Origin of the sequence: Pseudomonas sp. St29 (assembly GCF_001547915.1) — a bacterium.
Taxonomy (GTDB): domain Bacteria; phylum Pseudomonadota; class Gammaproteobacteria; order Pseudomonadales; family Pseudomonadaceae; genus Aquipseudomonas.
The window spans coordinates 2,019,522-2,041,153 of record NZ_AP014628.1 but is presented as its reverse complement, the minus strand read 5'-3'; the positions used below and the strand labels follow the sequence as shown (position 1 = coordinate 2,041,153).

Here is a 21,632-nt window from a genome sequence, read left to right as displayed (position 1 = left end):
GGATTTATAGCGTTTTCAGGGATTGCAGCTATAACTTCATACGAATTGGATCTAAGCCAGAGGATACAAGGCCCCTAAGGTAGAAACTGTAGGAAGTCCCGGACGGATTCTGCATCGGGACAGGTCAAAAAAGGGACACATAACCGGCCCACAATGACATTCAGGACCGGCATGCATTGATGCTCAGGAATAACAACAAAAGGCATTCAGCCATGTTCAAACATTCGAAAGTACGTCAGGCGGGGCTCATCCTCTTCGCAACCACATTGCTGTTGATCTTGCCGAACCTCACCAAAGTGATCGGCTGATACGGGGTTGCTCGACCAACCGACCAGCACCTTGCCCCCCGGTTCTCGCCGGGGGCGGGCTGTCGCGTGTCCATCTTGCTGAGCAACGGCAAGCAGGAGGCTTCATGTCGCCACCGCCCCGTCCACGCAGGAAGGCCAAGACCCGCTAGCCAAGCGCGACTATTTCGGTATCGTGAACCACGCTGACCACGAAGAACGCCGGGATGCCTGGTCGACCCTGTGTCGCAACCGCAAGACCTGCAGCCCGATGACGCCTACCCACTGACGAAGATCCGACGGCCATCCATTGAAAGCTCTCCTCCTTTGCGCTGCCCTCCTGACGAGCAGCCCGCTATACGCCGCCCAACTGCTGATCGACCTGGGCTCCGGCAGCCGCACCTGGCAGACCGAAGAACTGCTCAAGCACCCCGCCGCGCGGACCATCCAGATCAAGGACGATGTGTCCTACCACCGCGACATGCAGTACCGGGCCGTGCCCATGGCGGCCCTGCTCCAGGGACTCAAGGCTGACGACCATCTGCAGGCCGTGGCCCTGGACGGCTTCGCCGCCGAACTGAGCGCCGCGCCTCTGCTCGACACCCAGGGCTCCCAGGCCTGGCTGGCCATTGAAGACCCAAGCCAACCCTGGCCTGCCCTGGCCGCGGACAAGCCCGGCGCCGGGCCTTTCTACCTGGTGTGGACGAACCCGCAAGCCGGGCATGTGAGCCCCGAGCAATGGCCATTCCAGGTGGCGCGCATCCAGCGCCTGGCGCCGGTGGCAGAGCGCTTTCCGGCCCTGGCTCCGGATCCGAAGCTGGCCAGCAATGATCCGGTCAACCAGGGCTTCATCCTGTTCCAGAAGAACTGCCTGGCCTGCCACCGCCTCAATGCCGCCGGTGACTCGCAGTTCGGGCCGGACTTGAACATTCCCTACAACCCAACCGAGTATTTCAGTGGCGACTTTCTCAAGCGCTACATCCGCGATCCGCAGAGCCTGAGGCGCTGGCCACAGGCCAAGATGCCCGGGTTCGACAGCACTGTGTTGCCGGATCAAGAGCTGGAGTTGTTGCTGGGCTATCTGCGACATATGGCGGGGCGCAAGCAGCTGCCTTGAGCTGATGCGGGTGTTATCTATCGCCTGGATAGCCAGAGTTGATTTCACGGTCCGGCCAGGCAGGCGGACAATCGCGTCCATCGAGCAAAGACTTCATCACGCCTGATGAAGTCGCTGCTGCAACCTTGATGACGCCGATGACAACCGGGTCCGGGCTCTCCCGACCGGTTCCCTCTCCTGACCGGTCTTCCCTTTTAGCCACCCTCCCGGGTGGCTTTTTTTTTACCTTTGAGCCCCCTGAAAACGCAATTGGCCGACCCGAGGGCCAGCCAATTGTCCATCTTGATGCGATGGCTCCGGGTTAAACCAGGCGCCCGCGAATCTCCTGCTTCACCCCCCATCCTTCAATGATGCCGCCCAGAGGCTCGACCACGGCCTCGAAGTCCTGTTCAAAATCCCCGATGCCGCCATAGGTGGCGTACATCACCTTGCTCAGTTCCAGATACCAGGCGCCGTCATCACGCACGCTGACCTGGGCGTTCAAGGATTCACCGCGAAACTGTCCTGCCGCCCTGCGCGCCCGCTCCTCATCCGGGAAAATGGCGTAGAACTCGATGGGATGGAATCGTGAAAAATCAAAACCGCCTTCTTTCATGCGGCGCAGCACACTGCTGCTGAGGTCTTCTTGAACGGCTGTGCTCATGAAACGTCCTCCTCAAACCGATGGATAGACTTTCCGTGCTTCCCGACTCGCCGGCCAAAGCAACCGGCATCACGACCCGGGGCGGGTCGTCAGGAAACAAGCATGGAGCTGACAAGATCAGAGCTAGGCGAAGAATTTGCTGATCTCGTTTGCAGATTAGCGCCAACGCCTGGGCGCCGCCAGAAATAGCTGCGCAAGCGATCTCTGTCGTCTCTAGATCGGCGTGATGCTGAGAATCTGAATGCTGTTCTGCTCTTTCAGGCTTTTGAGAGTGGGGGCTTCGATACGTCCGTCCAGATCATTCAGATCCAGTTCGGCACTGACCGGCAGCAGCTTGGCCCTAACCAGCTGCGCGGCCCGTTCCAGCGTCGGCTCCTGTTCGCAATCGAAGTCTTCGACGGACTGCACACCATGATCGTCCACGAAAGTGACTTGCCACTTTTGCATCAGCGCCTCCTCGATAGCCCTGTCAGTGGGCCTACAACATCTCGACCTTGAGCCAGAGGCAAACGTTCCGCGGCACGGGCGGGCCAGCCAACAAAAAGGCCGCCCGGAGGCGGCCTTGATCGAACCCTTGGACCGTCAGCCGATCACGGCTTTTCGGCACGGGCCTTGAGCGCCTTCAGAGTGTTGAAGGGCGCATCCACCACGAACTTGTTGGCCAGCCAGGACGGCACGCTGCCACCGGGCTCGGTGTGCACCTGATAGGTCACTTCGACCTGATCGGCACCTTTGGGCACGAACTTCCAGTAACCCTCGACCTGGGATACACGCACGAAACCTTTCTCTTCCGGGATGTAGGTCGGCACGCCTTCCAGCTTGCGGGTCAGACTGCCGTCCGCGGCTTCGCTGGTCGTGATGTGCAGCACCGAGTCACGCGCAGTGACCGGCCAAGGCGTGTTGAACTGGGTGTAGGTCCAGGTTTGATCGCCTTCGTGCTTGAGCAGTTTCTGGGTCTTGCACTCGTGGATCCAGGCGCAGGCACCCACCACGTCTTCCTGCAGTGCACGAAGCTTGGCGATGGAGGTCTTCATGGTGGTGACGCCACGGTAGGCCTTGTATTTGGAACCGGCCACTTCACTCAAGGAGATCTTGATGCCGTCTTCATCCTTAGCCGTCTGCCAGTCTTCGGCGTGGGCTGTTGCCGACAACAGCACGGTGAAGCCACAGAGCACAGCCATTCGATACAGCGAACCCATTGTCTTATTCCTTATTGTTGAAGTTCCGTTCATTGAGAACACTCTAAGCCGCTGTCACTTGTTCCCACCATCCGAGCAAGCGGATGGCATCTTCCCGGCTTTCGCCGCAAACCTCGGGATCTGCCTGAAACGCGCCGCACACCGCTGGCCGCTCCGGCCTACCGAACAAGCCACACAGGTGTTCGACAGACAGGTGCAGGCAACGTTCTCCCGCCGGCTTGCCATTGGGCATTCCGGGGATCGGTGAGCTGATGGAAGGGGCAATGCAGCAGGCGCCACAACCTTCACGGCATTTCATGACGAAAGCTCCTCGCGACAAGCATAGTGTTGAATGACGCCGCACAAGAGTAACCGCTAAAACAGCCGTTTAAAATTACTCAAAGAACGGATTTGACGCACAACCGTGCGTGACTGATCAGTCTCCGACAAAGCGTCGCTGCAGCCAGTCACAAACAGGTTGAAGAATTTACTGCTTGAATTCGAAATCCAGGGCCGCGCCTTCGATTTCACGACGCTCCTCATTGCGCAACTGCAACTGCATTTCGTTGCTCAGCAAGCGACCGTTGAGTTGGAACGGACTGCTTTCCTTGGGTTTCTCGCCAAACATCTGCGGCAGCAACGGTTCGCGCTTGGGCAATGGCACACTGCCGACAGGTTGCAGATGCTTGACCATTTCCGGCGGCAGGCTGAGGTCCAGCTTGGGGCTCTTCAGCGGCGTCTTGATGTCTTGATAGGCCCACTTGGATTTGGGCTTGGCTGCAGCCTTCTTGCTTGCCGGCTTGCTCTTGCCAGTGCTGGCCTGGGCCTTGGCCTTGCTCGCCGAGGCCTGCTTGGCGGTAGCAGGCTTGCTCGGATGGGCGCTGCTGGCGGCCGGTTTATCGGCGGCCGAGGCTGCCTGGACAGGCGTGACAGCGACAACTCCCAACAGACAGGCTGATAACCAGATGGCAGGAAAAAAGGCATTCATAAAGGCAGGTAGATCGACAAAAGGTGCCCTATGCTCGCTTGTTGCAAGCCCCATGACAAGCACAGGGCCGCATTGTTTAAAAACCGCCGGCCGCCTCCTGGCACAACTGGCTGGCGAGCATGCCCAGGGTCATCAAGGCCCGCTCGGCCTCACGGTTCCAGGGGGTGCCGCAATTGAGCCGCACGCAGTGGTTGAACTGCTCGGTGTTACTGAAGATCAACCCCGGGGCGATGCTGATGCCCTGCTGCAGGGCCCGCACATGCAATTCCTGGGTGTTGACCCGCCCCGGCAGGCTGACCCAGAGAATGAAGCCGCCGTTGGGCCGGGTGATCTGCGTGCCTTCCGGAAAGTACTGCTGCACCGCCAGTTGAAAGGCGCTGAGGTTCTTGCGGTACTCCTGGCGGATGTAGCGTAAATGCCGGTCGTAGCCGCCGTTCTCCAGGTACGCCGCAACGCCCATCTGCGTCACGCTGCACGCCGAATGAGTACTGAAGGTCTGCAGGCGCTGGATCTCCTGCTGATACTTGCCGGCGATCATCCAGCCGATGCGCACCCCCGGTGACAGGGTCTTGGAGAAACTCGAGCAGTAGATCACCCGGTCCAGGCGGTCATAGGCCTTGAGGGCCTTGGTGCGCCCTACCTCGAACATCAACTCGCCGTAGATATCGTCCTCGACCACCTGAATATCGAAATCCGAAGCCAGACGCAGCAACTGCTTCTGCCGTTCCTCCGGCATGGTGCCGCCCAGGGGATTGCTCAGACGCGTCGTCAGCACCAGAGCCTTGATCGACCACTGGTTGGCCGCCAGTTGCAGCGCTTCGAGGCTCATCCCGGTGGAAGGATCGCTGGGAATCTCGATGACCTTGAGCCCCAGCAGGTCCGCCAGTTGTAGCAATCCGTAATAGGTCGGTGATTCCGCGGCGATCAGATCGCCCGGCCGGGTCAGGACCCGCAGCGACATTTGCAGGGCATCGACGCAACCGTGAGTGATCACCACTTCCGAAGGATCGACCACCACCCCGGCGTCACGCATGCGAATCGCCACCTGGCGTCGCAGTGGCTCGAAGCCCGGACTGAACATGTAGCTGAACGCCCGGGGGCTGTGAAACCGCGTGACCTTGGCCAATTGCTGGTGCAAGGCCCGCACCGGCAGGTAGTCGACGCTGGGCACCGCAGCCCCCAGCGGAAAGACCCCTTCGCGACGGGACTCCACCAACACCTGCTGGATAATGCTGCTGCGGGTCACCAGCCCTGGACGCTCGACCCGGGCGATGTCCGGCGTGGGCGCGGTCAGCGCCGGCGTCTGGTGCACGTAGTAACCGGACTGGGGACGCGCGCGGATCAGCCCCTGGTCCTCGAGATTGGCGTAGGCCTGGAGCACCGTGGCGTGGCTGACGTTGAGCTGCGAGCTCATCTTGCGTACCGACGGCACGCGCTCCCCCGGCTGGTAGACACCACGGCGAATATCCTCAGCCAGTTGCTGAGCGATACGTTGATAGAGCAAGAGATTGGTCATGGCACAGCACTCGATTTCACGGCGTTTTATTCTTGTGTGAAACAATACCGGCACAGTTTAGAAGTGTACTGGGACAGTTCCTACAATAGTCGAGGACACCGGGCAGTGAAAAGTAGAACTGTAGGGTTTTTGTGAGCACCTTGGCAGACATAAAAAAACCCGACGCCTAGCGGACGTCGGGTTTTTCGGGGACAACTGGCGTTTCAGCGAGCGGCGCCAAGCTGGCCCTTTTCGTCGGAGAAGACGATTTCCACTCGCCGGTTCTGCGCCCGGCCACGCTCCGACGCATTGGCTTCCACCGGGTAGTCGTCACCGTAGCCTTCGACCTGGATCCGCTTCTCGTCGATCCCCAGATCCACCAGCACGTCCGCCACGGCCTGGGCCCGATCACGCGACAGCTGCAGATTGCTCTGACGCTCACCGGTGTTGTCGGTGTAGCCCTCGATGCGCACGACACGCTTGGGGTTCAGTTGCAGGAACTGCACCACCTTGAGCACTGTACGATTGGCCGAGTTCTTCAATTCGGCCTCGCCGGTGTCAAACAGCACGTCGCCCAGCGTCATCACCAGGCCCCGGTCGGTCTGGGTGGTCGCCAGGCTGATGATCTGCTCCTCCAGCCACTTGCCCTGCTGCTGCACGCTCAACAGTTTGGCCTCACGCAGGGCCAGTTGCAGGCGCTGTCGTTCCAGTTCGAGCTTGGCCGCGCGCTCCTGGTTCAGCGCCTGATCCGTGTGTTCCCGGGCAATTTCGCTGTAGCGCCGACTCAGGTAGGCATAGTGCTCCACATCGGCGCCGCTGCCCCAGTAGGTCGACAGTCGATCGGCACGGGCCAGGGATTCTCCGGCGCGTATCACGTCCTTGGGCGCGATACGCAACACGTTGGAGTCCTCCTTGACCTTCTGGAAGTCGGCACCGGCTTGCTGCAGGGCTTCCTCGCTGTGCTGGCCGGCACAGCCATAGAGACCCGCGCAGGCCAACAGCAACGCGCCACCAAAGATGCGGGTCGAAAGGCTCATTGGGCATCTCCCAGTTGCTTGCGCAGGCGGGTGATGCGGGTGTTGAGCTCGTTCACCTGTTCCTGGCTCTTCTGGTTCAGGACCTTGGCCTCGGCCAACCGGGCATCCAGTTCTGCCTGTTCGGCACGCATCCGCGCCTTCTTGTAGGACTCATCCTGCATATTGCCCTGAGCCCGGGAGAACTTGTCTTCGGCCAGTTTCAACTCAGGCATCGCCTCGGCCGAGGCCCCCACGGCCTTGGCTTGCTCCAGTGCCTGGGCAGTGAGGCGCATTTGCTCGGTGGGCGCCGGATCGGTTGCACAACCCGCCATGGCCAACAGGGCCAGGGCAGGGAAAAGAGGTCGAATAGTCACACGTGATTCCTACGGTTTTGGGCTGCTGACGGGTTGCTGCAACTGGGCCTTCCAGCGCTCCAGATTGCGCTGCAGCAAGGCCTCCGTCAGACCGGACGCGGGCAATTCTGTCATCTTTTTTGCCAGCTGTCCGCGCAACCATGGGTCATTGCAGGCGGAGTTATGGGACAGCGCGAGAAACAGTCCCGGTTTGTCGATGGCCTGGGGAAACGCCTGCAGGTCCGCCGCCATTCCCAGGGACTGGGCCATGGCCATGCCCGCATAGCGCGGTGCCAGAACATAGTCCACTTCCCCCAGCAGCAAGGTCTGGAAGACCTGGGTCAAGTTCGGCAGGCGCTTGAGCTGCAAGTGCTCCTTGGCCACGACCTGAAAGGGCTGGGTCAACCGGGCCTTTTCCGAAACCGCTCCCGGATGACCGGCAAGGTCCGCCACCTGGGTGTAGCTCAGGGTCGAGTCCTTGCGGGTCCACACCAGATAGTCGTTCTGCACCAGCGCCGGATGGATGTAGTCCAGAGACTCCAGCTCATTGAAGGTCAGTGGCGCATCGGCCAGCAGGTCCATGCGCCCGCTACGAACTTCATCCAGGGCTTCGGAACGTTTGCCGGCGTACAACAATTCGACCTTGAGTCCCAGCTCCCCCGCCACTTGCTGCAACAGATCGGCACTGGCTCCCATCAGGTGCTTGGGGTTCTGCGGGTCTTGCCACAGGTACGGTGGCGCGTCCGGGCTGCCGGTCACCACCAGACGCTCGCACTTGCCTGCTGCCAGTGACAGCGCTGGCGACAACGCCAGGCCCAACAGCGCTGCCCAGCCACTGATGCGATGCAGATCCATGGCGATACCCTCCCCCAACAAAAAACACCCATAAAAAAACCCGGCCAAAAGGCCGGGCTCTTTATAAGTGAAGACGCCGGATTAGACCAGCTTCTCCAACTCGGGTACGGCTTCGAACAAGTCCGCCACCAGGCCGTAATCGGCCACCTGGAAGATCGGCGCCTCTTCGTCCTTGTTGATCGCAACGATCACTTTGGAGTCTTTCATGCCGGCCAGGTGCTGGATCGCGCCGGAAATACCGACAGCGATGTACAGCTGTGGCGCAACGATCTTGCCGGTCTGGCCGACCTGCATGTCGTTGGGCACGAAGCCTGCGTCCACTGCAGCGCGGGAAGCGCCGACAGCGGCACCCAGCTTGTCAGCCAGGGCATACAGGTGCTTGAAGTTGTCACCGTTCTGCATGCCGCGACCGCCGGAAACGACGATCTTGGCAGCGGTCAGCTCAGGACGATCGGACTTGGCCAGCTCTTCGCCAACGAAGCTCGACTTGCCCGCATCGTGAGCGGCGCCAACCGCTTCAACCGCAGCCGAACCACCTTCAGCGGCAACGGCGTCGAAGCCGGTGGCACGCACGGTGATGACTTTCACCGCAGCCGAGGACTGCACGGTGGCGATGGCGTTGCCGGCATAGATCGGACGCTTGAAGGTATCGGCGCTTTCGACCGAGATGATCTCGGAGATCTGGTCAACATCCAGCTGGGCGGCAACCCGCGGCAGGATGTTTTTGCCGTTGGAAGTCGCGGCAGCCAGGATGTGGCTGTAGCCAGCGCCCAGTTCGGCGACCAGCGGCGCAACGTTTTCCGGCAGTTGGTGAGCGTAGGCGGCGTTGTCGGCCACCAGCACTTTGGCCACGCCAGCGACTTTGGCGGCGGCTTCAGCCACAGCACCAACGCCCTGACCGGCGACCAGTACATGAATGTCACCACCGATTTTGGCGGCGGCGGCAACGGTGTTCAGGGTGGCCGGAGCCAGCGCCTTGTTATCGTGTTCGGCGATTACCAAGATAGTCATGATCAGATTACCTTCGCTTCGTTTTTCAGTTTCTCGACCAGTTCAGCCACCGACTTGACCTTGATACCCGCGCTGCGTGCAGCCGGCGCTTCGACTTTCAGGGTCTTGTTGGTGGAGGCGGTGGAAACGCCCAAAGCATCAGGAGTCAGCGTTTCAAGCGGCTTCTTCTTGGCTTTCATGATGTTTGGCAGAGACGCGTAGCGCGGCTCGTTCAGACGCAGGTCGGTGGTGACGATGGCTGGCAGGTTCAGTGCAACGGTCTGCAGGCCGCCATCGATTTCGCGAGTGACATTGACCTTGTCGCCAGACACTTCGACCTTGGAGGCGAAGGTGCCTTGAGCGTAACCGCTCAGGGCCGCCAGCATCTGGCCGGTCTGGTTGTTGTCGCTATCGATGGCCTGTTTGCCGAGGATCACCAGCTGTGGCTGCTCCTTGTCGACCACAGCCTTGAGCAGCTTGGCCACGGCCAGGGAGTTCAACTCTTCAGCGGACTCGACGAGGATTGCGCGATCGGCACCCAGTGCCAGGGCGGTACGCAGTTGCTCTTGAGCAGTAGCAGGACCGATGGAGACGACGACGATTTCAGTCGCTACACCTTTCTCTTTCAGGCGTACGGCTTCTTCCACTGCGATTTCGCAGAAAGGGTTCATCGACATCTTGACGTTGGCGAGGTCGACGCCGGAGTTGTCCGCTTTGACGCGAACCTTGACGTTATAGTCGACCACTCGTTTGACAGCTACAAGAACCTTCATGGATTCCTCGTTACTCTCCGGTGAAAAGAAAGTCGCCTAGGCGAGAACCTGGCGGTTGATGCTCATCGGCACAAGGGCACCTCCAAAAACGCTGGCGTACATAAAGGATGACCTTGCTCACGGGAGTGATGACCGTTGGTCAGTGGTGACCGGCGAGTCATTCATTATCGCGGCGTGTAAACTGCGCACGTTCAAGCTGTGCGGCGCATCACCTTTACTGCCTTTGCCCTGTCTTTAGAGGTGCTCTTGAAACCAACAGTCAGCCTACGGCGAGCGCAAAACCGACCGTATCTTGACCGGAACGCCTTTTCTGGTCAATACGGCAAAATAGCCGTTTATAAGCCGCGCTTCTTTGATTTATCTGGGCTGCAGCAATTTCAAACAAACGTTTGTATTGGACGCTGAGAGTGGTGTAGATATAATGCGCCGCCCAGAGAGAAAGGTCGGCCATCCACCCCTCCTCCCCCCATTTGCGATGGGAGAAAGCGCGGATGCAACGCCAAACCTCCAATTAGAAAAAACCGTTGAGCCTTGAGTAGGAGATAGCCTAGTGGAACGCGAATACATGGAATTCGACGTGGTCATCGTCGGTGCCGGCCCCGCAGGCTTGTCCGCCGCTTGCCGCCTTAAGCAGAAGGCCGCTGAAGCCGGTAAGGAAATCAGCGTCTGCGTGGTCGAGAAAGGCTCCGAAGTCGGTGCTCACATCCTTTCCGGTGCCGTGTTCGAACCACGGGCCCTGAACGAACTGTTCCCGGACTGGAAGGAACTGGGCGCGCCGCTCAACACTCCGGTGACCCGCGACGACATCTATGTCCTGCGCAGCGGCGAAACGTCCACCAAGGTTCCGGACTTCTTTGTGCCCAAGACCATGCACAACGAAGGCAACTACATCATCTCCCTGGGCAACCTGTGCCGCTGGCTGGCCCAGCAAGCCGAGAACCTGGGCGTGGAAATCTACCCGGGCTTCGCCGCCCAGGAAGCCCTGATCGACGAAAACGGCGTGGTGCGCGGGATCATCACCGGCGACCTGGGCGTCGACCGTGAAGGCCAGCCAAAAGACGGCCTCTACACCCCCGGCATGGAACTGCGCGGCAAATACACCCTGTTCGCCGAAGGCTGCCGCGGCCATATCGGCAAGCAGCTGATCAAGCGCTTCAACCTGGACAGCGACGCCGACGCCCAGCACTACGGCATCGGTCTCAAGGAAATCTGGGAAATCGATCCGGCCAAGCACCAACCGGGCCTGGTGGTGCACACCGCCGGCTGGCCGCTGGACATCATGGGCAACGAGAACACCGGCGGCTCCTTCCTCTATCACCTGGAAAACAACCAGGTGGTGGTGGGCCTGATCGTCGACCTGTCCTACGCCAACACCTACCTGTCGCCGTTCGACGAGTTCCAGCGCCTCAAGCATCACCCGGTGCTCAAGCAGTACCTGGAAGGCGGCAAGCGCATCAGCTACGGCGCCCGTGCCATCTGCAAGGGCGGCCTGAACTCGCTGCCGAAGATGGTGTTCAAGGGCGGCGCGCTGATCGGTTGCGACCTGGGCACCCTGAACTTCGCCAAGATCAAGGGCAGCCACACGGCCATGAAGTCCGGCATGCTCGCCGCCGACGCGGTGGCCGACTCGCTGTTCGCCGGCTCCGAAGGCGCCGACGAGCTCAAGAGCTACGTCGACTCGTTCAAATCCAGCTGGCTGTATGAAGAGCTGTTCGCCAGCCGCAACTTCGGCCCGGCCATGCACAAGTTCGGCCCGATCATCGGTGCCGGCTTCAACTGGATGGACCAGAACATCTTCGGTGGCAAGCTGCCCTTCACCCTGCACGACACCAAGCCGGACTACGCCTGCCTGAAGCTGGCCAAGGACTGCACGAAGATCGACTACCCGAAACCCGACGGCAAACTCAGCTTCGACAAATTGAGCTCGGTGTTCATCTCCGGTACCAACCACGAAGAAGAACAACCGTGCCACCTGAAGCTGACCGACCCGAGCATCCCGCTGAGCCGCAACCTGCCGCTGTACGATGAACCGGCCCAGCGTTACTGCCCGGCCGGCGTGTACGAGGTGATCACCCAGGAAGATGGCGAGAAGCGCTTCCAGATCAACGCGCAGAACTGTGTGCACTGCAAGACCTGCGACATCAAGGACCCGGCCCAGAACATCACCTGGGTCACTCCGGAAGGCGCCGGCGGCCCGACTTACCCGAACATGTAACTCGCCGCGCGACACAAGAGGCCCCCTATATGGGGGCCTTTTTCATGCCCGGCATTCGCCGACCCGGCAGCCTGTGGAACCGGCCGCCGGCGAAAACGCGCCCTCAAGCCCGGTACCGGCTCAGGGGCATCTTCGCTGGCAAGCCGACGCCTGCAAGGGCATGGCTGCTCAGGCAGCGCGCTCTTCGCCGGGGTTGCGCTCGAAGTAGCGCTTGTACTCGCGACTGAACTGCGAGGTGCTCTGATAGCCCACCCGATGCGCTACCTGGGCCACGCCCAGCCCCTCCCCCAACAGCAGCTGCTGGGCCTTGAGCAGGCGCAGGCGCTTGAGGTACTGCACCGGCGAGAGCAAGGTGCTGCGCTTGAAATGCTCGTGGAAGGTCGAGGGGCTCATATTGGCGCAGCGGGCCAGGGTCTCGACGCTCAGGGGCTCGGTGTAATGCTCGTGCAGATGATTGAGCGATGCCGCGACCCGGGCGAAATGCCCCTGCTGCTCCACCAGTGCCCGCAGGGCATCGGCCTGGGGCCCACGCAGGGCAGCGAAAAGCAGTTCGCGCACCCTGGAGGCGCCCATGACCTTGCACTCCAGAGGATCGTGCAGACAGCGCAGCAGCCGCTCCACACAACCACGCATGCTGTCATCGAGCACCGCCGAGGTCATGGATTCCAGGGTCTGCGCCGAAGCGGCCCGGCCTTCGGTGATGCCCATGGCCAGCACCAGCTCGCTGAGGACTGCCCGGTCGATGGCGATGGAAATGCCCAGCAGCGGCGCATCGGGCATAGCGAAGGTTTCACATTCGAAGGGCACCGACAGGGCCTGGATCAGGTAGTGCCCGGCCCCATATTCCAGGGTCCGCGTCCCCAGATAGGCCAGTTTGCTGCCCTGGACAATGATCATCAGGCTCGGCTCATAAATCTGTGGGCCGCGCGCCACATCGCAGCTGGCTCGCAGCACCTGGACTCCAGGCAAGGCGGTAGCCACGAAACCATCTCGGCTGGCAAGGGGCCGGATCAGCGAAACCAGGGTGGCGTTGGCGTCCAGATGACGGGTCAGCAGCATGGGAAAAACTTCACGGAAAAAGGGATGAAAACATCATCGCAGGTCTGTCCGCCAATGCCGCGTAAAAACCGCCAATGACGGAGGAATAGGCATGACATGCCGAGGAATCGCCATGGTTGGCCGCAGGCCCGACGCCGAGAATGCCCCGCCTCAATCGTCAGCGTTTTCGCGAGGTCCATCATGTACACCGCTATCGGTTATGCCGCCCAGTCGGCCACCACTCCCCTCGCCCCCATGAGTTTCCAGCGCCGCAGCCCGCGCCCGGACGACGTCGCCATCGAGATCCTCTACTGTGGCGTTTGTCACTCCGACATCCACCAGGCCCGCAACGAATGGGGCATCGCCGTGTACCCGCTGATGCCGGGCCACGAGATCGTCGGCAAGGTCACCGCGGTCGGCGCCAACGTCAGCAAGCACAAGGTCGGCGACCTGGTGGGCGTCGGCTGCATGGTGGATTCCTGCCGCCACTGCGAGGCCTGCGCCGCGGACCTGGAACAGTACTGCCTGGAAGGTCCGACCATGACCTACGCCACCCCGGACCGGGTCGACGGCAGCAACACCATGGGCGGCTACTCCGACAGCATCGTGGTCAGCGAGCACTTTGTCGTGCGCATCCCGGAGAAACTCGACCTGGCCAGCGCCGCGCCGATTCTCTGCGCCGGCATCACCACCTACTCGCCGCTCAAGCACTACGGGGTCAAGCCCGGCGACAAGGTGGGAATCCTCGGCATGGGCGGCCTGGGCCACATGGGCATCAAGTTCGCCAAGGCCCTGGGCGCCGAAGTGACCCTGTTCACCCGCTCGGCGAGCAAGGCCGAAGAAGCGCGACGCCAGGGCGCCGATCACGTGATCGTGTCCACCGACGCGGCGCAGATGCAGTCGGTGGCCGGGCATTTCGACTTTCTGCTGGACACCATTCCGGTGCCCCACGACCTCAACCCCTACCTCGATACTCTGCGCTTTGATGGCGTGCACATTCTGGTGGGCCTGATCGAGCCGGTGGACCCGGCGTTGCACGCCGGCAAACTGGTGATGAGCCGTCGGGTGCTGGCCGGCTCACTGATCGGCGGCATCGCCGAAACCCAGGAGGTGCTGGACTTCTGCGCCGAGCACGGCATCACCTGCGACATCGAAATGCTCGACATCCGCCAGATCAATGAAGCCTTTGAGCGCATGATCAAGGGCGATGTGAAATACCGCTTCGTGATCGACATGGCGAGCCTGAAGGGCTGAATCCCCGCGTCATGCAGACCCGGCTTGGCGGTGGCAGGCGCTCCATGGAGCGGCCTTGGCCGGCAAGCCGGCTCCCGCCCAAGCCGGCGTCGGCGAACAGCGGCGGTGATCAGCCGCGGGCAAAGGCGCGCAGCACCTCACCGTCCATGCGGTACTTGACCCACTCTTCCTGAGGCTGGGCGCCCAGGGACTTGTAGAACTGGATCGCCGGTTCGTTCCACTCCAGCACGCTCCATTCGAAGCGTCCGCAATCGTTGTCACAGGCGATCTGCGCCAGGTGCCGCAGCAGTTGCTTGCCCGCCCCGCCGCCCCGCTGTTCCGGAGTGATGTAGAGATCCTCCAGGTACAGGCAGTTGCTGCCCAGCCAGGTGGAATAGCTGAAGAAAAACACCGCGAAACCGATCGGCTGTCCGTTGCGCAGGCAAATCAGGCCGTGGGCCGTGGCGCCCTCGCTGAACAGGCTGCGCTCGATGTCGGCGACACTGGCGATCACCTCATGACGTGCTCGCTCGTAGTCGGCGAGCTCGGTGATAAAGGTAAGAATCTGTGGGGCATCACTGGGCAGTGCGGGACGGATTTCGACGGACATCGACGGTTCTCATGGCGGAATCAGGCGGCCATATTAGAACGACAGTCGAAAGACTTGCACGGGCATTTATGGGAATCGGCCAATCACCGATCATGCAGCACACCGAACCGCATATCCTGGACCGCCGAATGCACTTTGCCCCCCTGCACGCCCTGGCAGAAACCTTGCTGCCCCACGCCCTCGAACCGACCAAGGACGGCTCCCACGACCTGTCCCACCTGCAACGGGTCTGGCACAACGTGCGACGCATAGTCGACGAAGAAGGCGGCAACCTCCGGGTGCTGCTGGCCGCCACCCTGCTCCACGATTGCGTGAGCGTGGAAAAAAACTCGCCGTTGCGCGCCCAGGCGTCACGTCTGTCGGCGGACAAGGCCCGCGGCATTCTTGCCGGGCTGGGCTGGAGCGACGCCGAGCGCGAAGCGGTAGCCCACGCCATCGCCGCCCACAGTTTTTCCGCCGCCCTCACCCCTGCCACCCTGGAAGCCAGGATCCTTCAGGACGCCGATCGCCTCGATGCCCTGGGCGCCCTGGGCGTGGCGCGGACCTTCTACGTCTCCGGCCGTCTGGGCCTGGCCCTCTACGATCCCGCCGATCCCACGGCCCGGCAGCGCGAACTCGATGACTCACGCTTCACCCTGGATCACTTCCAGACCAAGCTGCTGCATTTGGCCGAAGGTTTCCAGACGTCCTGCGGCACCCGACTGGCGCGGATCCGGCAAGAGCGCCTGCAACGCTTCAGACAGGAGTTGCTGGAGGAAATCGGCGAGTGAGCCGGCGGGCTTACTCCGCCGGCGGCTAACCCTGAGACCACCAGGAACACAACCAACCGGCGGCGGCGCCATGTTAGAAAGCCCGGCATGACTTCCAGCATGACGAGGCGCTTTCATGTCCACGCAGGCCAAGCCGCAATCCGAGGTGCCAGGCCCCTTGTTCGGGCTGTTGTGCCTGGGCAGCTATCTGCTGTCTCTGTCTTACGGCTCGACCTTTCTCCTGTCCCTGCTGATCAGCAGCCGTGGCGGCAATGAGCACGACGCCGGCCGCGTGATCGCAGCCGCGATGCTCAGCACCTTTGTCGCCGTGATCGGCTCCGGCCACCTCTCGGACTGGCTCGGCGCCGCCCGCTCGGTGGCGCTGTTCGGCTGTCTCCTGGTGGTGGCCAGCCTGGGGTTTGCCCTGACGCCGGGGCTCGGCCACAGCCTGCTGTGGTTCGGCCTGACCCTGGGCCTGGGCTGGGGGGTGTTCTACACCCTGGGGCCGATCATCGTGGCGACGCTGGTGCAGCCCGCACAAAGAGCGCGCTATTTCGCCCTGCTGTCGGGCAGCATGCTGAGCGGCATTGGCTCCGGCCCTCTCCTGGGCCGCTTGGCCAGCGCCCTCGACTACCCGTTGACCAGTGCCTTCTGGCTGGCGGCAGCAGCCAGCCTGATGGGGGTGCTGATCTTCTGGAAACTGGGCGCCAAGCTGCTTCGACAGACCAATCACCTGGGTGCCTCAGCGGCGAAAATCAGCTGCAACGGCGCGGCCCGCGTGCTCTCGTCCAAGGCACTGTTCCCCATTCTCATGGTGGGCCTGGGGGGCTGTGTCTTTGGTGGACTGTCGAGTTTCCAGACCAGCTACGGCCCCTCCCGAGGCGTGGATTACTCGCTGTTCTTCCTCGGTTTCATGAGTGCGGCCATCGCCAGCCGCCTGCTGCTGGCCGGCATCGTGGTCAGGCACGATCCCTATCGCGCCGCCTGCCTGCTCTCGGGACTGATGGTGATATCGATCCTGCTGTTGCTGTTCGCCGTGAACGGCAGCGCCAGCTACCTGCTGGCCGCCGCCGTCCTGGGTGTCGGCTATGGCCTGACCTATTCGGTGATCAATGGTCTGGCGGCCAACGAAGCGCCGAACGGCAACACGTCACAATCCCTGTTGCTGTTCAGCCTGTCCTACTTCATCGGGGTGTTCGGCTTTCCCTGGCTGGCCGGCAGGATCATCGTCGAGGCCGGTATCCAGGCGCTGCTGTTCAGCGTGTTGGCCATTGCCGTGCTGAACTGGCTGATCAGCCTCGCGCGCCTGGGGTGGCGCCGCTTGCAGGCACCCCAGATGGCCCAGGGGCCTGACACCGTTCGTCGGTCGTCAGGCACCAACCGCCAGGCAGCACAGACCAATATCAGGTAACGACTCTGACGAATGGAGGCGACACCATGATCAAGCTTCAACTGGCTGTACTGACCCTGGCCGGACTGCTGTCCACCTGTGCACTGGCCGGCGCCACCGGGCCGGACAATCCCGTGGACGGGCCGACATCCCCCGCGCCCAAGAACACACCCAAGATCAACATCAACCCGGCCCCCATGGACGAAGGTTCGCTGCCACCGGCCACCGGCACCGACCCGCGCACCCAGGGCAACGACAATGGCCGCCAAGGCGGCGCGGGCGCTCAACAGGCCACCCCGGACAACGGCAAGACCGGCACCGCCTCGAAAACCACCAGCGGCGGCTCCGGCTCCGAAGGCAGCAGCCAGTAAGGCTGGGCCGGGGTTCATTGCACCTGGCGCCGTTCGAGGCACCGCGCAAGCCGATGTCCGGCCTGCGCCGGGCACTTAGCGAGATTCCCGGGCCCGCATAAACGCGTCCACTTCAGCACGGCCCGGCGCGGTGGCCGGACCACGGCGGGTCACGGCAATGGCCGCTGCGGCATTGGCTCGACGGGCGGCCACCAGTGGCTCAAGCCCCGCCGCCAGCCCCGCGACAAAGACTCCGGCATGAGCGTCGCCGGCCCCGTTGCTGTCCAGCGCCTGGACCTTGAATCCGTCAACCTGCGCCTGTTGCCCCTGGGCGCCTATCCAACAGCCCCGAGCGCCGTCGCGCAGCACCAGCAAGGCCGTGGGTGACAGCCACGCACCAAGCCGCTGCAAGGCCAGCTCGATACTCGAACTGGCGGTAAAGCCCAAGGCTTCGGCGCGGTTGCTGCTCCAGATATCGATCCGCGGCAACAGGGCCGCCATCAGGGGGGAGTCGGGCGAGTCCACCAGCGGGCCCGGATCGAACATCACGGGCACCGAGCGCGGCAATGCCAGCAGCCAGTCGATCAGGGCCTGGGCCTTGCTCGCCTGCAGCAGGCTGTAGCCGCTGACATACAGATAGTCATCCGCCTGGACCCTGACCTGCGCCAGGTCCTGGGCCGAAAGCTCACCCTCGGCGCCGATATGGGAGATGAAGGTGCGCTCGGCCGAGGCATCGGTCAGGGCCACACAGACACCGGTATCGGCACCCGGGCTGGACGGCAGACTCAGGCCAATGCCTTCCGCCTGCATCGCCGCTCGGGCCAGGTCGCCAAAGCGCCCCTGGCCGTGGCGCCCCAGGTAGAGCACCGGCAAGCCATTGCGCGCCGCCGCGGCCATGACATTGAAGCCGCCGCCGGCCTCGAAGCTCGCCGACTGGGCCAGGACATCACCACCGGCAGCCGGCAGGCGGTCCACGGCCATCACCAGGTCGACGATCACCTGGCCGCTATGGAGCAACCTAGGCATTGGCATTCTCGACAAAAGCCCCACGCCGATCGCGGGCTCCGCCCAGCAGAGCGTACCCACCGCCAGCCACCAGGAAGGTGACGATCCAGCCCAGGCCGTTATGCCCCAGCCAGGAATCGGCCAGCGGCCCGGAGAACCAGACGTCCTCAGCGGTGGTGCCGATGCTGGTGAAACAGAAGCCCAGAATGATCGCCAGCACCCAGGCGCCGAAAGCCCGCCACTCGATCCCGCCCTGATACCAGTAGGCACTGCTGGGCCCGACATTCAACAAATCATCGGCGCTGTAGTAATGGCGATGGATCAGGTCCACCACGAAGATCCCCACCCAGGCAGTGATCGGCACCGCCAGCAGGGAAATGAAGCTGATAAAGGGCCCGTAGAAGCTGTCGGCAATCAGCATGAAGTAGATCGAGCCGAGGAAGATCGCCACGATATCCACCAGCACCGCGTAGACCCGCTTGACCTTGAGGCCCAGGGTCAGCGCGGTGAGACCGGCGGAATACACCGACAGGTTGTTGGACAGCAGCAAGCCGCCAAAGGCCGCGATCAGGTAAGGCACGGCCATCCAGGTGGGCAGCATGTCGCGGATCGCGATGATCGGGTCCACCGCCGAAGCCAGGTGATCGTTGCCCACCGACAGCAGGCCGCCCAGGGTGATCAGCAGCACCAGCGGGATACCGGCACCGAACGCCGCCGAGGCCACCAGGCGTCCTGCCGTCACCGAGCGATGCTGGTAGCGCGACATGTCGGCCCCGGAGCTGGCCCAGCCGATCCCGGTGCCGGCCGCCATGGTGCCGACCCCGATGATCATCGCGCTCATGGGGGCCGGTGCCGCATTGAACACCGCCGTCCAGTCGATGGTGGCGCAGAGGAAACCGCCCACCAGTACGTTCAGCGCGCCAAAACCGTAGGTGGCCCACTTCTGGATCACCAGCAAGGTGGCGTGGCCCAGGCCGGAGACGCTCAGGGTCATCAGTACGAAGATGCCGATGAACAGCAGGGTCAGCAGTGGCGCGTCCTTGGCCGAAGCCGGGGTCTGGAACAGGATCGAACTCAGCGACAGCAGGACAAAGGCTGCGGTGGTGGTGTTCACCGTTTCCCAGCCGACCCGCGAAAGCATCGACACCAGGGTCGGACCGATGTTGCCACGCACCCCGAAGATCGCCCGGGACAGGGTCAGGCTGGGGGCCCGACCGCGCCGGCCGGCCACCGAGATCAGGCCAACCACGGCGAACGAACCCACTGAACCGAGGATCGCCACCAACAGCACCTGCCAGATCGACAGGCCACGAAACGCCACCAGCGTCGCCCCGAGGGGCAAGCCGAGAATACTGATATTGGCCGCGAACCAGACCCAGAACAGCTGCAACGGATGACCGTTGCACTCCGCCTCGGGTACCGGTTCGATGCCGCGGGTTTCCAGTTGCCCGGCGCCTGAGCCGACCGTCGATGAACTCATGAATGAAACTCCTGTTGCCGTTATTGGGGTGTCTGGCAATTTCGGAAGTCACAGAACAGTCCGGCATTCCTGGCCGTGTTCCAGCTTTCCCTAGCGATCGGCAGTACGGCCGAAAGGTGTAGCGAGCCTGGGGCTCGGCACTGGGCGCGACGACTTAACGCAGCGCCAGCAACGCTTCTACCAGAGGCAGCAGGTCCAGTTCATTGACCTGTTGCACCTGATGGATCAACTCCGCGGGCCAGGCCTGCAAGCCCAGGCAGGCGCCCAGCATGGCGCCGAGAATCGCCGCGATGGTGTCGGTGTCGCCGCCAATACCGGCGGCCATGCACAGTGCCTCGAAGGCCTCAAGGTGCCCCAGGGCGACCTGCCGGGCCAGGGCGAAACTGACCACCACCGACTCTTGGGAGGCCACCGAGGTACCGATCAGTTCATACAGCATTCGAGCAAAGGCCTGCTTGTCGCCTTCAATCCTCAAGGTGCCGGCCCACTCCAGGCGCGCCGCGATAGTGGCCCCCGCCACCCAATGGCCATGAGCCTGTGCCTGGCGGGCAATCTGCGCCCCCAGGGGCAGGGCCTCGATCAACGCGGCGCCATTGATGCCGGCGGACACCACCGCCGCCACCGCTGCCGCGCTGGCGATTCCCAGACTGGTGTTATGCGTGACCTGACAGGCCTCGACCACCGCCTGGACAAAGCCTTGAGCGCCGGCGATATCGGCGGCGATGCCCACCGGCGTGATGCGCATGGCGGCGCCATTGGTGGTGCCATAGCGTCCGGCCTCCTCCACCGATTCACCGGCGAGGATCATTTCAATGGCGCGCTTGGTGGACGGGCCGAGCAGGTCCTGGGAGCCCTTGGCCTGCATCGCCGCCTCCCACTGGATCAGGCTCCGGGCCAGGGCCTCCGGATCGATCCGGCCTTGGCCCTGAACCAGCAGGCGCCCCACCAGGATCGCCTGTTCGGTGTCGTCGGTGATGGTCCCTGCGGGCAGGTTGGCAGCAATCGGCTGCTCGGGCCCTGCGTCTTCCAGGGTGCGGATCACGCCGAAACGCTGGTGGATCTGTTCATGACTCAAGGATTGGGTGGGCATGCCCAGGGCATCGCCCAGGGCCAGGCCATAGAAGGCGCCAAGTGCCCGCTGAAGCGGGCTCAACGCGACTCTCCGAATTGCAGGTGCATGCGGAAATGCTGTGGATCGAGCAGGCTCTCGACCTGCTCCATGAAACGCCCCTGGCGATCATAGGTGGTGCGCAGGGCCTTGAGAAACACATCTCCCGGCGCCCGCCCGAGCAGTTCGGCGTCTTCGGCGTTCAGGGGCTCGGCGCCGATCCACTGATCGCCGCGCTCGCCGATATAGCCGTAGGCGGCCAGGGTAATGGTCAGGGAATCATCGATCAGGCCGACCCGGGGCAAGCCTTCCAGCTCGCCGGAGGCCGGGATCAGGGAACGTTCGAGGGACAGCACCCTGCCGTCGGTGCTGCGCCGGCGGCGATCCAGGGCTATGAACTGGTCGGTGCCCAGGCGGTGCTTGAGCTCCGGTCGGCGCACGGCCTCCAAGCGCAGTACCTCGGTGTTGACCAGGGCGCCGCTCTCGGCCAGGGCCTGGGCCCAGCCATGATGCTGGTCCAGGGCCACGCCGTCGAAGGTGACGATGGACCCCACCCCGCTCTGCGTGGCGATGTAGTTGCGACGCTTGAGCTCGGCCAGGGCTTCACGCAAGGTGCCACGACTGACACCGAACTCCCCGGCCAACTGGTGCTCTCCCGGCAGTTGGAAGCCGTCTTCCAGCAGACCGCTTTCAATGCGCCGGATCAGCTCGTCGACCACTCTTGTTTTCTTATCGAATCGAACATGTTTAGGCATGTGCGGG

At 62.7% G+C, this 21,632-nt stretch carries 24 protein-coding genes; 6 read left to right on the top strand and 18 right to left on the bottom strand.

The features are described from left to right. The first annotated feature begins 594 nt into the window (after window positions 1-594). Window positions 595-1,401 carry a c-type cytochrome gene (locus PST29_RS09295; RefSeq protein WP_060842874.1) on the top strand — a complete coding sequence of 269 codons (807 nt, stop codon included), beginning with the start codon at window positions 595-597 and terminating at the stop codon, window positions 1,399-1,401. A 301-nt stretch (window positions 1,402-1,702) separates the two neighbouring features. On the opposite strand, the gene PST29_RS09290 is transcribed toward PST29_RS09295, so the two are convergent. The 12 genes from PST29_RS09290 to PST29_RS31655 all read right to left on the bottom strand — a co-directional run bounded on the left by PST29_RS09290 (window position 1,703) and on the right by PST29_RS31655 (window position 10,143). Beyond that, window positions 1,703-2,044, bottom strand: coding sequence for a ribonuclease E inhibitor RraB (locus tag PST29_RS09290; RefSeq protein ID WP_060842873.1), 342 nt, complete (start codon window positions 2,042-2,044; stop codon window positions 1,703-1,705). A gap of 213 nt (window positions 2,045-2,257) precedes the next feature. Next, on the bottom strand, window positions 2,258-2,491 hold the full coding sequence (locus tag PST29_RS09285) for a hypothetical protein (protein ID WP_016964988.1): 234 nt from the start codon (window positions 2,489-2,491) through the stop codon (window positions 2,258-2,260). Between the two features lie 143 nt (window positions 2,492-2,634). Further along, window positions 2,635-3,243: an START domain-containing protein gene (locus PST29_RS09280; RefSeq protein ID WP_060838261.1), complete on the bottom strand. Its 609-nt coding sequence runs from the start codon at window positions 3,241-3,243 to the stop codon at window positions 2,635-2,637. Window positions 3,244-3,286: 43 nt separating this feature from the next. Beyond that, window positions 3,287-3,541, bottom strand: a complete 255-nt coding sequence (locus PST29_RS30800; RefSeq protein WP_082729197.1) for a YkgJ family cysteine cluster protein — start codon at window positions 3,539-3,541, stop codon at window positions 3,287-3,289. A 168-nt stretch (window positions 3,542-3,709) separates the two neighbouring features. Further along, the gene (locus tag PST29_RS09275; RefSeq protein ID WP_060838260.1) at window positions 3,710-4,210 is read right to left on the bottom strand and encodes a hypothetical protein; all 501 of its coding nucleotides are present in this window, start codon (window positions 4,208-4,210) and stop codon (window positions 3,710-3,712) included. 76 nt (window positions 4,211-4,286) lie between these two features. After that, a complete protein-coding gene (locus tag PST29_RS09270) occupies window positions 4,287-5,726 on the bottom strand; it encodes an aminotransferase-like domain-containing protein (RefSeq protein ID WP_011060145.1) in 1,440 nt (479 codons plus the stop codon). A gap of 203 nt (window positions 5,727-5,929) precedes the next feature. After that, on the bottom strand, window positions 5,930-6,742 hold the full coding sequence (locus tag PST29_RS09265) for an OmpA family protein (RefSeq protein ID WP_060838259.1): 813 nt from the start codon (window positions 6,740-6,742) through the stop codon (window positions 5,930-5,932). Then, on the bottom strand, window positions 6,739-7,095 hold the full coding sequence (locus PST29_RS09260; protein WP_060842872.1) for a DUF4398 domain-containing protein: 357 nt from the start codon (window positions 7,093-7,095) through the stop codon (window positions 6,739-6,741). Before PST29_RS09260 ends, PST29_RS09265 begins: the two co-directional genes overlap by 4 nt. A 9-nt stretch (window positions 7,096-7,104) precedes the next feature. Further along, window positions 7,105-7,929: a substrate-binding periplasmic protein gene (locus PST29_RS09255; RefSeq protein WP_060842871.1), complete on the bottom strand. Its 825-nt coding sequence runs from the start codon at window positions 7,927-7,929 to the stop codon at window positions 7,105-7,107. Between the two features lie 81 nt (window positions 7,930-8,010). Then, complete coding sequence (locus PST29_RS09250) at window positions 8,011-8,940, bottom strand: electron transfer flavoprotein subunit alpha/FixB family protein (RefSeq protein WP_047302861.1); 930 nt, start codon at window positions 8,938-8,940, stop codon at window positions 8,011-8,013. A 2-nt stretch (window positions 8,941-8,942) separates the two neighbouring features. Next, window positions 8,943-9,692, bottom strand: coding sequence for an electron transfer flavoprotein subunit beta/FixA family protein (locus PST29_RS09245; protein ID WP_015634720.1), 750 nt, complete (start codon window positions 9,690-9,692; stop codon window positions 8,943-8,945). Window positions 9,693-9,951: 259 nt separating this feature from the next. Then, the gene (locus tag PST29_RS31655) at window positions 9,952-10,143 is read right to left on the bottom strand and encodes a hypothetical protein (protein ID WP_016964459.1); all 192 of its coding nucleotides are present in this window, start codon (window positions 10,141-10,143) and stop codon (window positions 9,952-9,954) included. 99 nt (window positions 10,144-10,242) lie between these two features. Between PST29_RS31655 and PST29_RS09240 the strand changes: the two genes are divergently transcribed. Next, entirely contained in the window at window positions 10,243-11,907 is a 1,665-nt protein-coding gene (locus tag PST29_RS09240; RefSeq protein ID WP_060842870.1) for an electron transfer flavoprotein-ubiquinone oxidoreductase, read from the top strand. 168 nt (window positions 11,908-12,075) lie between these two features. Here the strand turns inward: PST29_RS09240 and PST29_RS09235 are convergent, their stop codons facing one another. Beyond that, a complete protein-coding gene (locus PST29_RS09235) occupies window positions 12,076-12,966 on the bottom strand; it encodes an AraC family transcriptional regulator (RefSeq protein WP_060838256.1) in 891 nt (296 codons plus the stop codon). 180 nt (window positions 12,967-13,146) lie between these two features. Between PST29_RS09235 and PST29_RS09230 the strand changes: the two genes are divergently transcribed. Further along, complete coding sequence (locus PST29_RS09230) at window positions 13,147-14,199, top strand: NAD(P)-dependent alcohol dehydrogenase (RefSeq protein ID WP_060842869.1); 1,053 nt, start codon at window positions 13,147-13,149, stop codon at window positions 14,197-14,199. Window positions 14,200-14,308: 109 nt separating this feature from the next. Here PST29_RS09230 and PST29_RS09225 read toward each other — a convergent pair whose 3' ends face one another. Further along, the gene (locus PST29_RS09225) at window positions 14,309-14,788 is read right to left on the bottom strand and encodes a GNAT family N-acetyltransferase (RefSeq protein ID WP_060838254.1); all 480 of its coding nucleotides are present in this window, start codon (window positions 14,786-14,788) and stop codon (window positions 14,309-14,311) included. A gap of 128 nt (window positions 14,789-14,916) precedes the next feature. Between PST29_RS09225 and PST29_RS09220 the strand changes: the two genes are divergently transcribed. From PST29_RS09220 to PST29_RS09210, 3 genes are all read left to right on the top strand, one after another. Then, window positions 14,917-15,558, top strand: a complete 642-nt coding sequence (locus PST29_RS09220) for an HD domain-containing protein (RefSeq protein ID WP_060841903.1) — start codon at window positions 14,917-14,919, stop codon at window positions 15,556-15,558. A 115-nt stretch (window positions 15,559-15,673) separates the two neighbouring features. Beyond that, the gene (locus PST29_RS09215; protein WP_060842868.1) at window positions 15,674-16,948 is read left to right on the top strand and encodes an MFS transporter; all 1,275 of its coding nucleotides are present in this window, start codon (window positions 15,674-15,676) and stop codon (window positions 16,946-16,948) included. Between the two features lie 26 nt (window positions 16,949-16,974). Continuing rightward, window positions 16,975-17,298, top strand: coding sequence for a hypothetical protein (locus PST29_RS09210; RefSeq protein WP_060838252.1), 324 nt, complete (start codon window positions 16,975-16,977; stop codon window positions 17,296-17,298). A 75-nt stretch (window positions 17,299-17,373) separates the two neighbouring features. Here the strand turns inward: PST29_RS09210 and PST29_RS09205 are convergent, their stop codons facing one another. From PST29_RS09205 to PST29_RS09190, 4 genes are all read right to left on the bottom strand, one after another. Then, window positions 17,374-18,303, bottom strand: coding sequence for a PfkB family carbohydrate kinase (locus tag PST29_RS09205; RefSeq protein WP_060842867.1), 930 nt, complete (start codon window positions 18,301-18,303; stop codon window positions 17,374-17,376). Then, window positions 18,296-19,762: a purine-cytosine permease family protein gene (locus PST29_RS09200; protein WP_060842866.1), complete on the bottom strand. Its 1,467-nt coding sequence runs from the start codon at window positions 19,760-19,762 to the stop codon at window positions 18,296-18,298. The genes PST29_RS09205 and PST29_RS09200 overlap by 8 nt, the downstream gene beginning before the upstream one ends. A gap of 154 nt (window positions 19,763-19,916) precedes the next feature. Further along, window positions 19,917-20,915: an ADP-ribosylglycohydrolase family protein gene (locus tag PST29_RS09195; protein WP_060842865.1), complete on the bottom strand. Its 999-nt coding sequence runs from the start codon at window positions 20,913-20,915 to the stop codon at window positions 19,917-19,919. Continuing rightward, on the bottom strand, window positions 20,912-21,625 hold the full coding sequence (locus PST29_RS09190; protein WP_047302846.1) for a GntR family transcriptional regulator: 714 nt from the start codon (window positions 21,623-21,625) through the stop codon (window positions 20,912-20,914). Before PST29_RS09190 ends, PST29_RS09195 begins: the two co-directional genes overlap by 4 nt. Window positions 21,626-21,632 lie beyond the last annotated feature (7 nt).

What these genes read in the sequence shown, in the direction of transcription:
- PST29_RS09290 (WP_060842873.1), bottom strand. Translation starts at nt 2,044, where the DNA reads ATGAGCACAGCCGTTCAAGAAGACCTCAGCAGCAGTGTGCTGCGCCGC.
- PST29_RS09285 (WP_016964988.1), bottom strand. Translation starts at nt 2,491, where the DNA reads ATGCAAAAGTGGCAAGTCACTTTCGTGGACGATCATGGTGTGCAGTCC.
- PST29_RS09280 (WP_060838261.1), bottom strand. Translation starts at nt 3,243, where the DNA reads ATGGGTTCGCTGTATCGAATGGCTGTGCTCTGTGGCTTCACCGTGCTG.
- PST29_RS30800 (WP_082729197.1), bottom strand. Translation starts at nt 3,541, where the DNA reads ATGAAATGCCGTGAAGGTTGTGGCGCCTGCTGCATTGCCCCTTCCATC.
- PST29_RS09275 (WP_060838260.1), bottom strand. Translation starts at nt 4,210, where the DNA reads ATGAATGCCTTTTTTCCTGCCATCTGGTTATCAGCCTGTCTGTTGGGA.
- PST29_RS09270 (WP_011060145.1), bottom strand. Translation starts at nt 5,726, where the DNA reads ATGACCAATCTCTTGCTCTATCAACGTATCGCTCAGCAACTGGCTGAG.
- PST29_RS09265 (WP_060838259.1), bottom strand. Translation starts at nt 6,742, where the DNA reads ATGAGCCTTTCGACCCGCATCTTTGGTGGCGCGTTGCTGTTGGCCTGC.
- PST29_RS09255 (WP_060842871.1), bottom strand. Translation starts at nt 7,929, where the DNA reads ATGGATCTGCATCGCATCAGTGGCTGGGCAGCGCTGTTGGGCCTGGCG.
- PST29_RS09250 (WP_047302861.1), bottom strand. Translation starts at nt 8,940, where the DNA reads ATGACTATCTTGGTAATCGCCGAACACGATAACAAGGCGCTGGCTCCG.
- PST29_RS09245 (WP_015634720.1), bottom strand. Translation starts at nt 9,692, where the DNA reads ATGAAGGTTCTTGTAGCTGTCAAACGAGTGGTCGACTATAACGTCAAG.
- PST29_RS31655 (WP_016964459.1), bottom strand. Translation starts at nt 10,143, where the DNA reads ATGGCCGACCTTTCTCTCTGGGCGGCGCATTATATCTACACCACTCTC.
- PST29_RS09235 (WP_060838256.1), bottom strand. Translation starts at nt 12,966, where the DNA reads ATGCTGCTGACCCGTCATCTGGACGCCAACGCCACCCTGGTTTCGCTG.
- PST29_RS09230 (WP_060842869.1), top strand. Translation starts at nt 13,147, where the DNA reads ATGTACACCGCTATCGGTTATGCCGCCCAGTCGGCCACCACTCCCCTC.
- PST29_RS09225 (WP_060838254.1), bottom strand. Translation starts at nt 14,788, where the DNA reads ATGTCCGTCGAAATCCGTCCCGCACTGCCCAGTGATGCCCCACAGATT.
- PST29_RS09220 (WP_060841903.1), top strand. Translation starts at nt 14,917, where the DNA reads ATGCACTTTGCCCCCCTGCACGCCCTGGCAGAAACCTTGCTGCCCCAC.
- PST29_RS09215 (WP_060842868.1), top strand. Translation starts at nt 15,674, where the DNA reads ATGTCCACGCAGGCCAAGCCGCAATCCGAGGTGCCAGGCCCCTTGTTC.
- PST29_RS09210 (WP_060838252.1), top strand. Translation starts at nt 16,975, where the DNA reads ATGATCAAGCTTCAACTGGCTGTACTGACCCTGGCCGGACTGCTGTCC.
- PST29_RS09205 (WP_060842867.1), bottom strand. Translation starts at nt 18,303, where the DNA reads ATGCCTAGGTTGCTCCATAGCGGCCAGGTGATCGTCGACCTGGTGATG.
- PST29_RS09200 (WP_060842866.1), bottom strand. Translation starts at nt 19,762, where the DNA reads ATGAGTTCATCGACGGTCGGCTCAGGCGCCGGGCAACTGGAAACCCGC.
- PST29_RS09190 (WP_047302846.1), bottom strand. Translation starts at nt 21,625, where the DNA reads ATGCCTAAACATGTTCGATTCGATAAGAAAACAAGAGTGGTCGACGAG.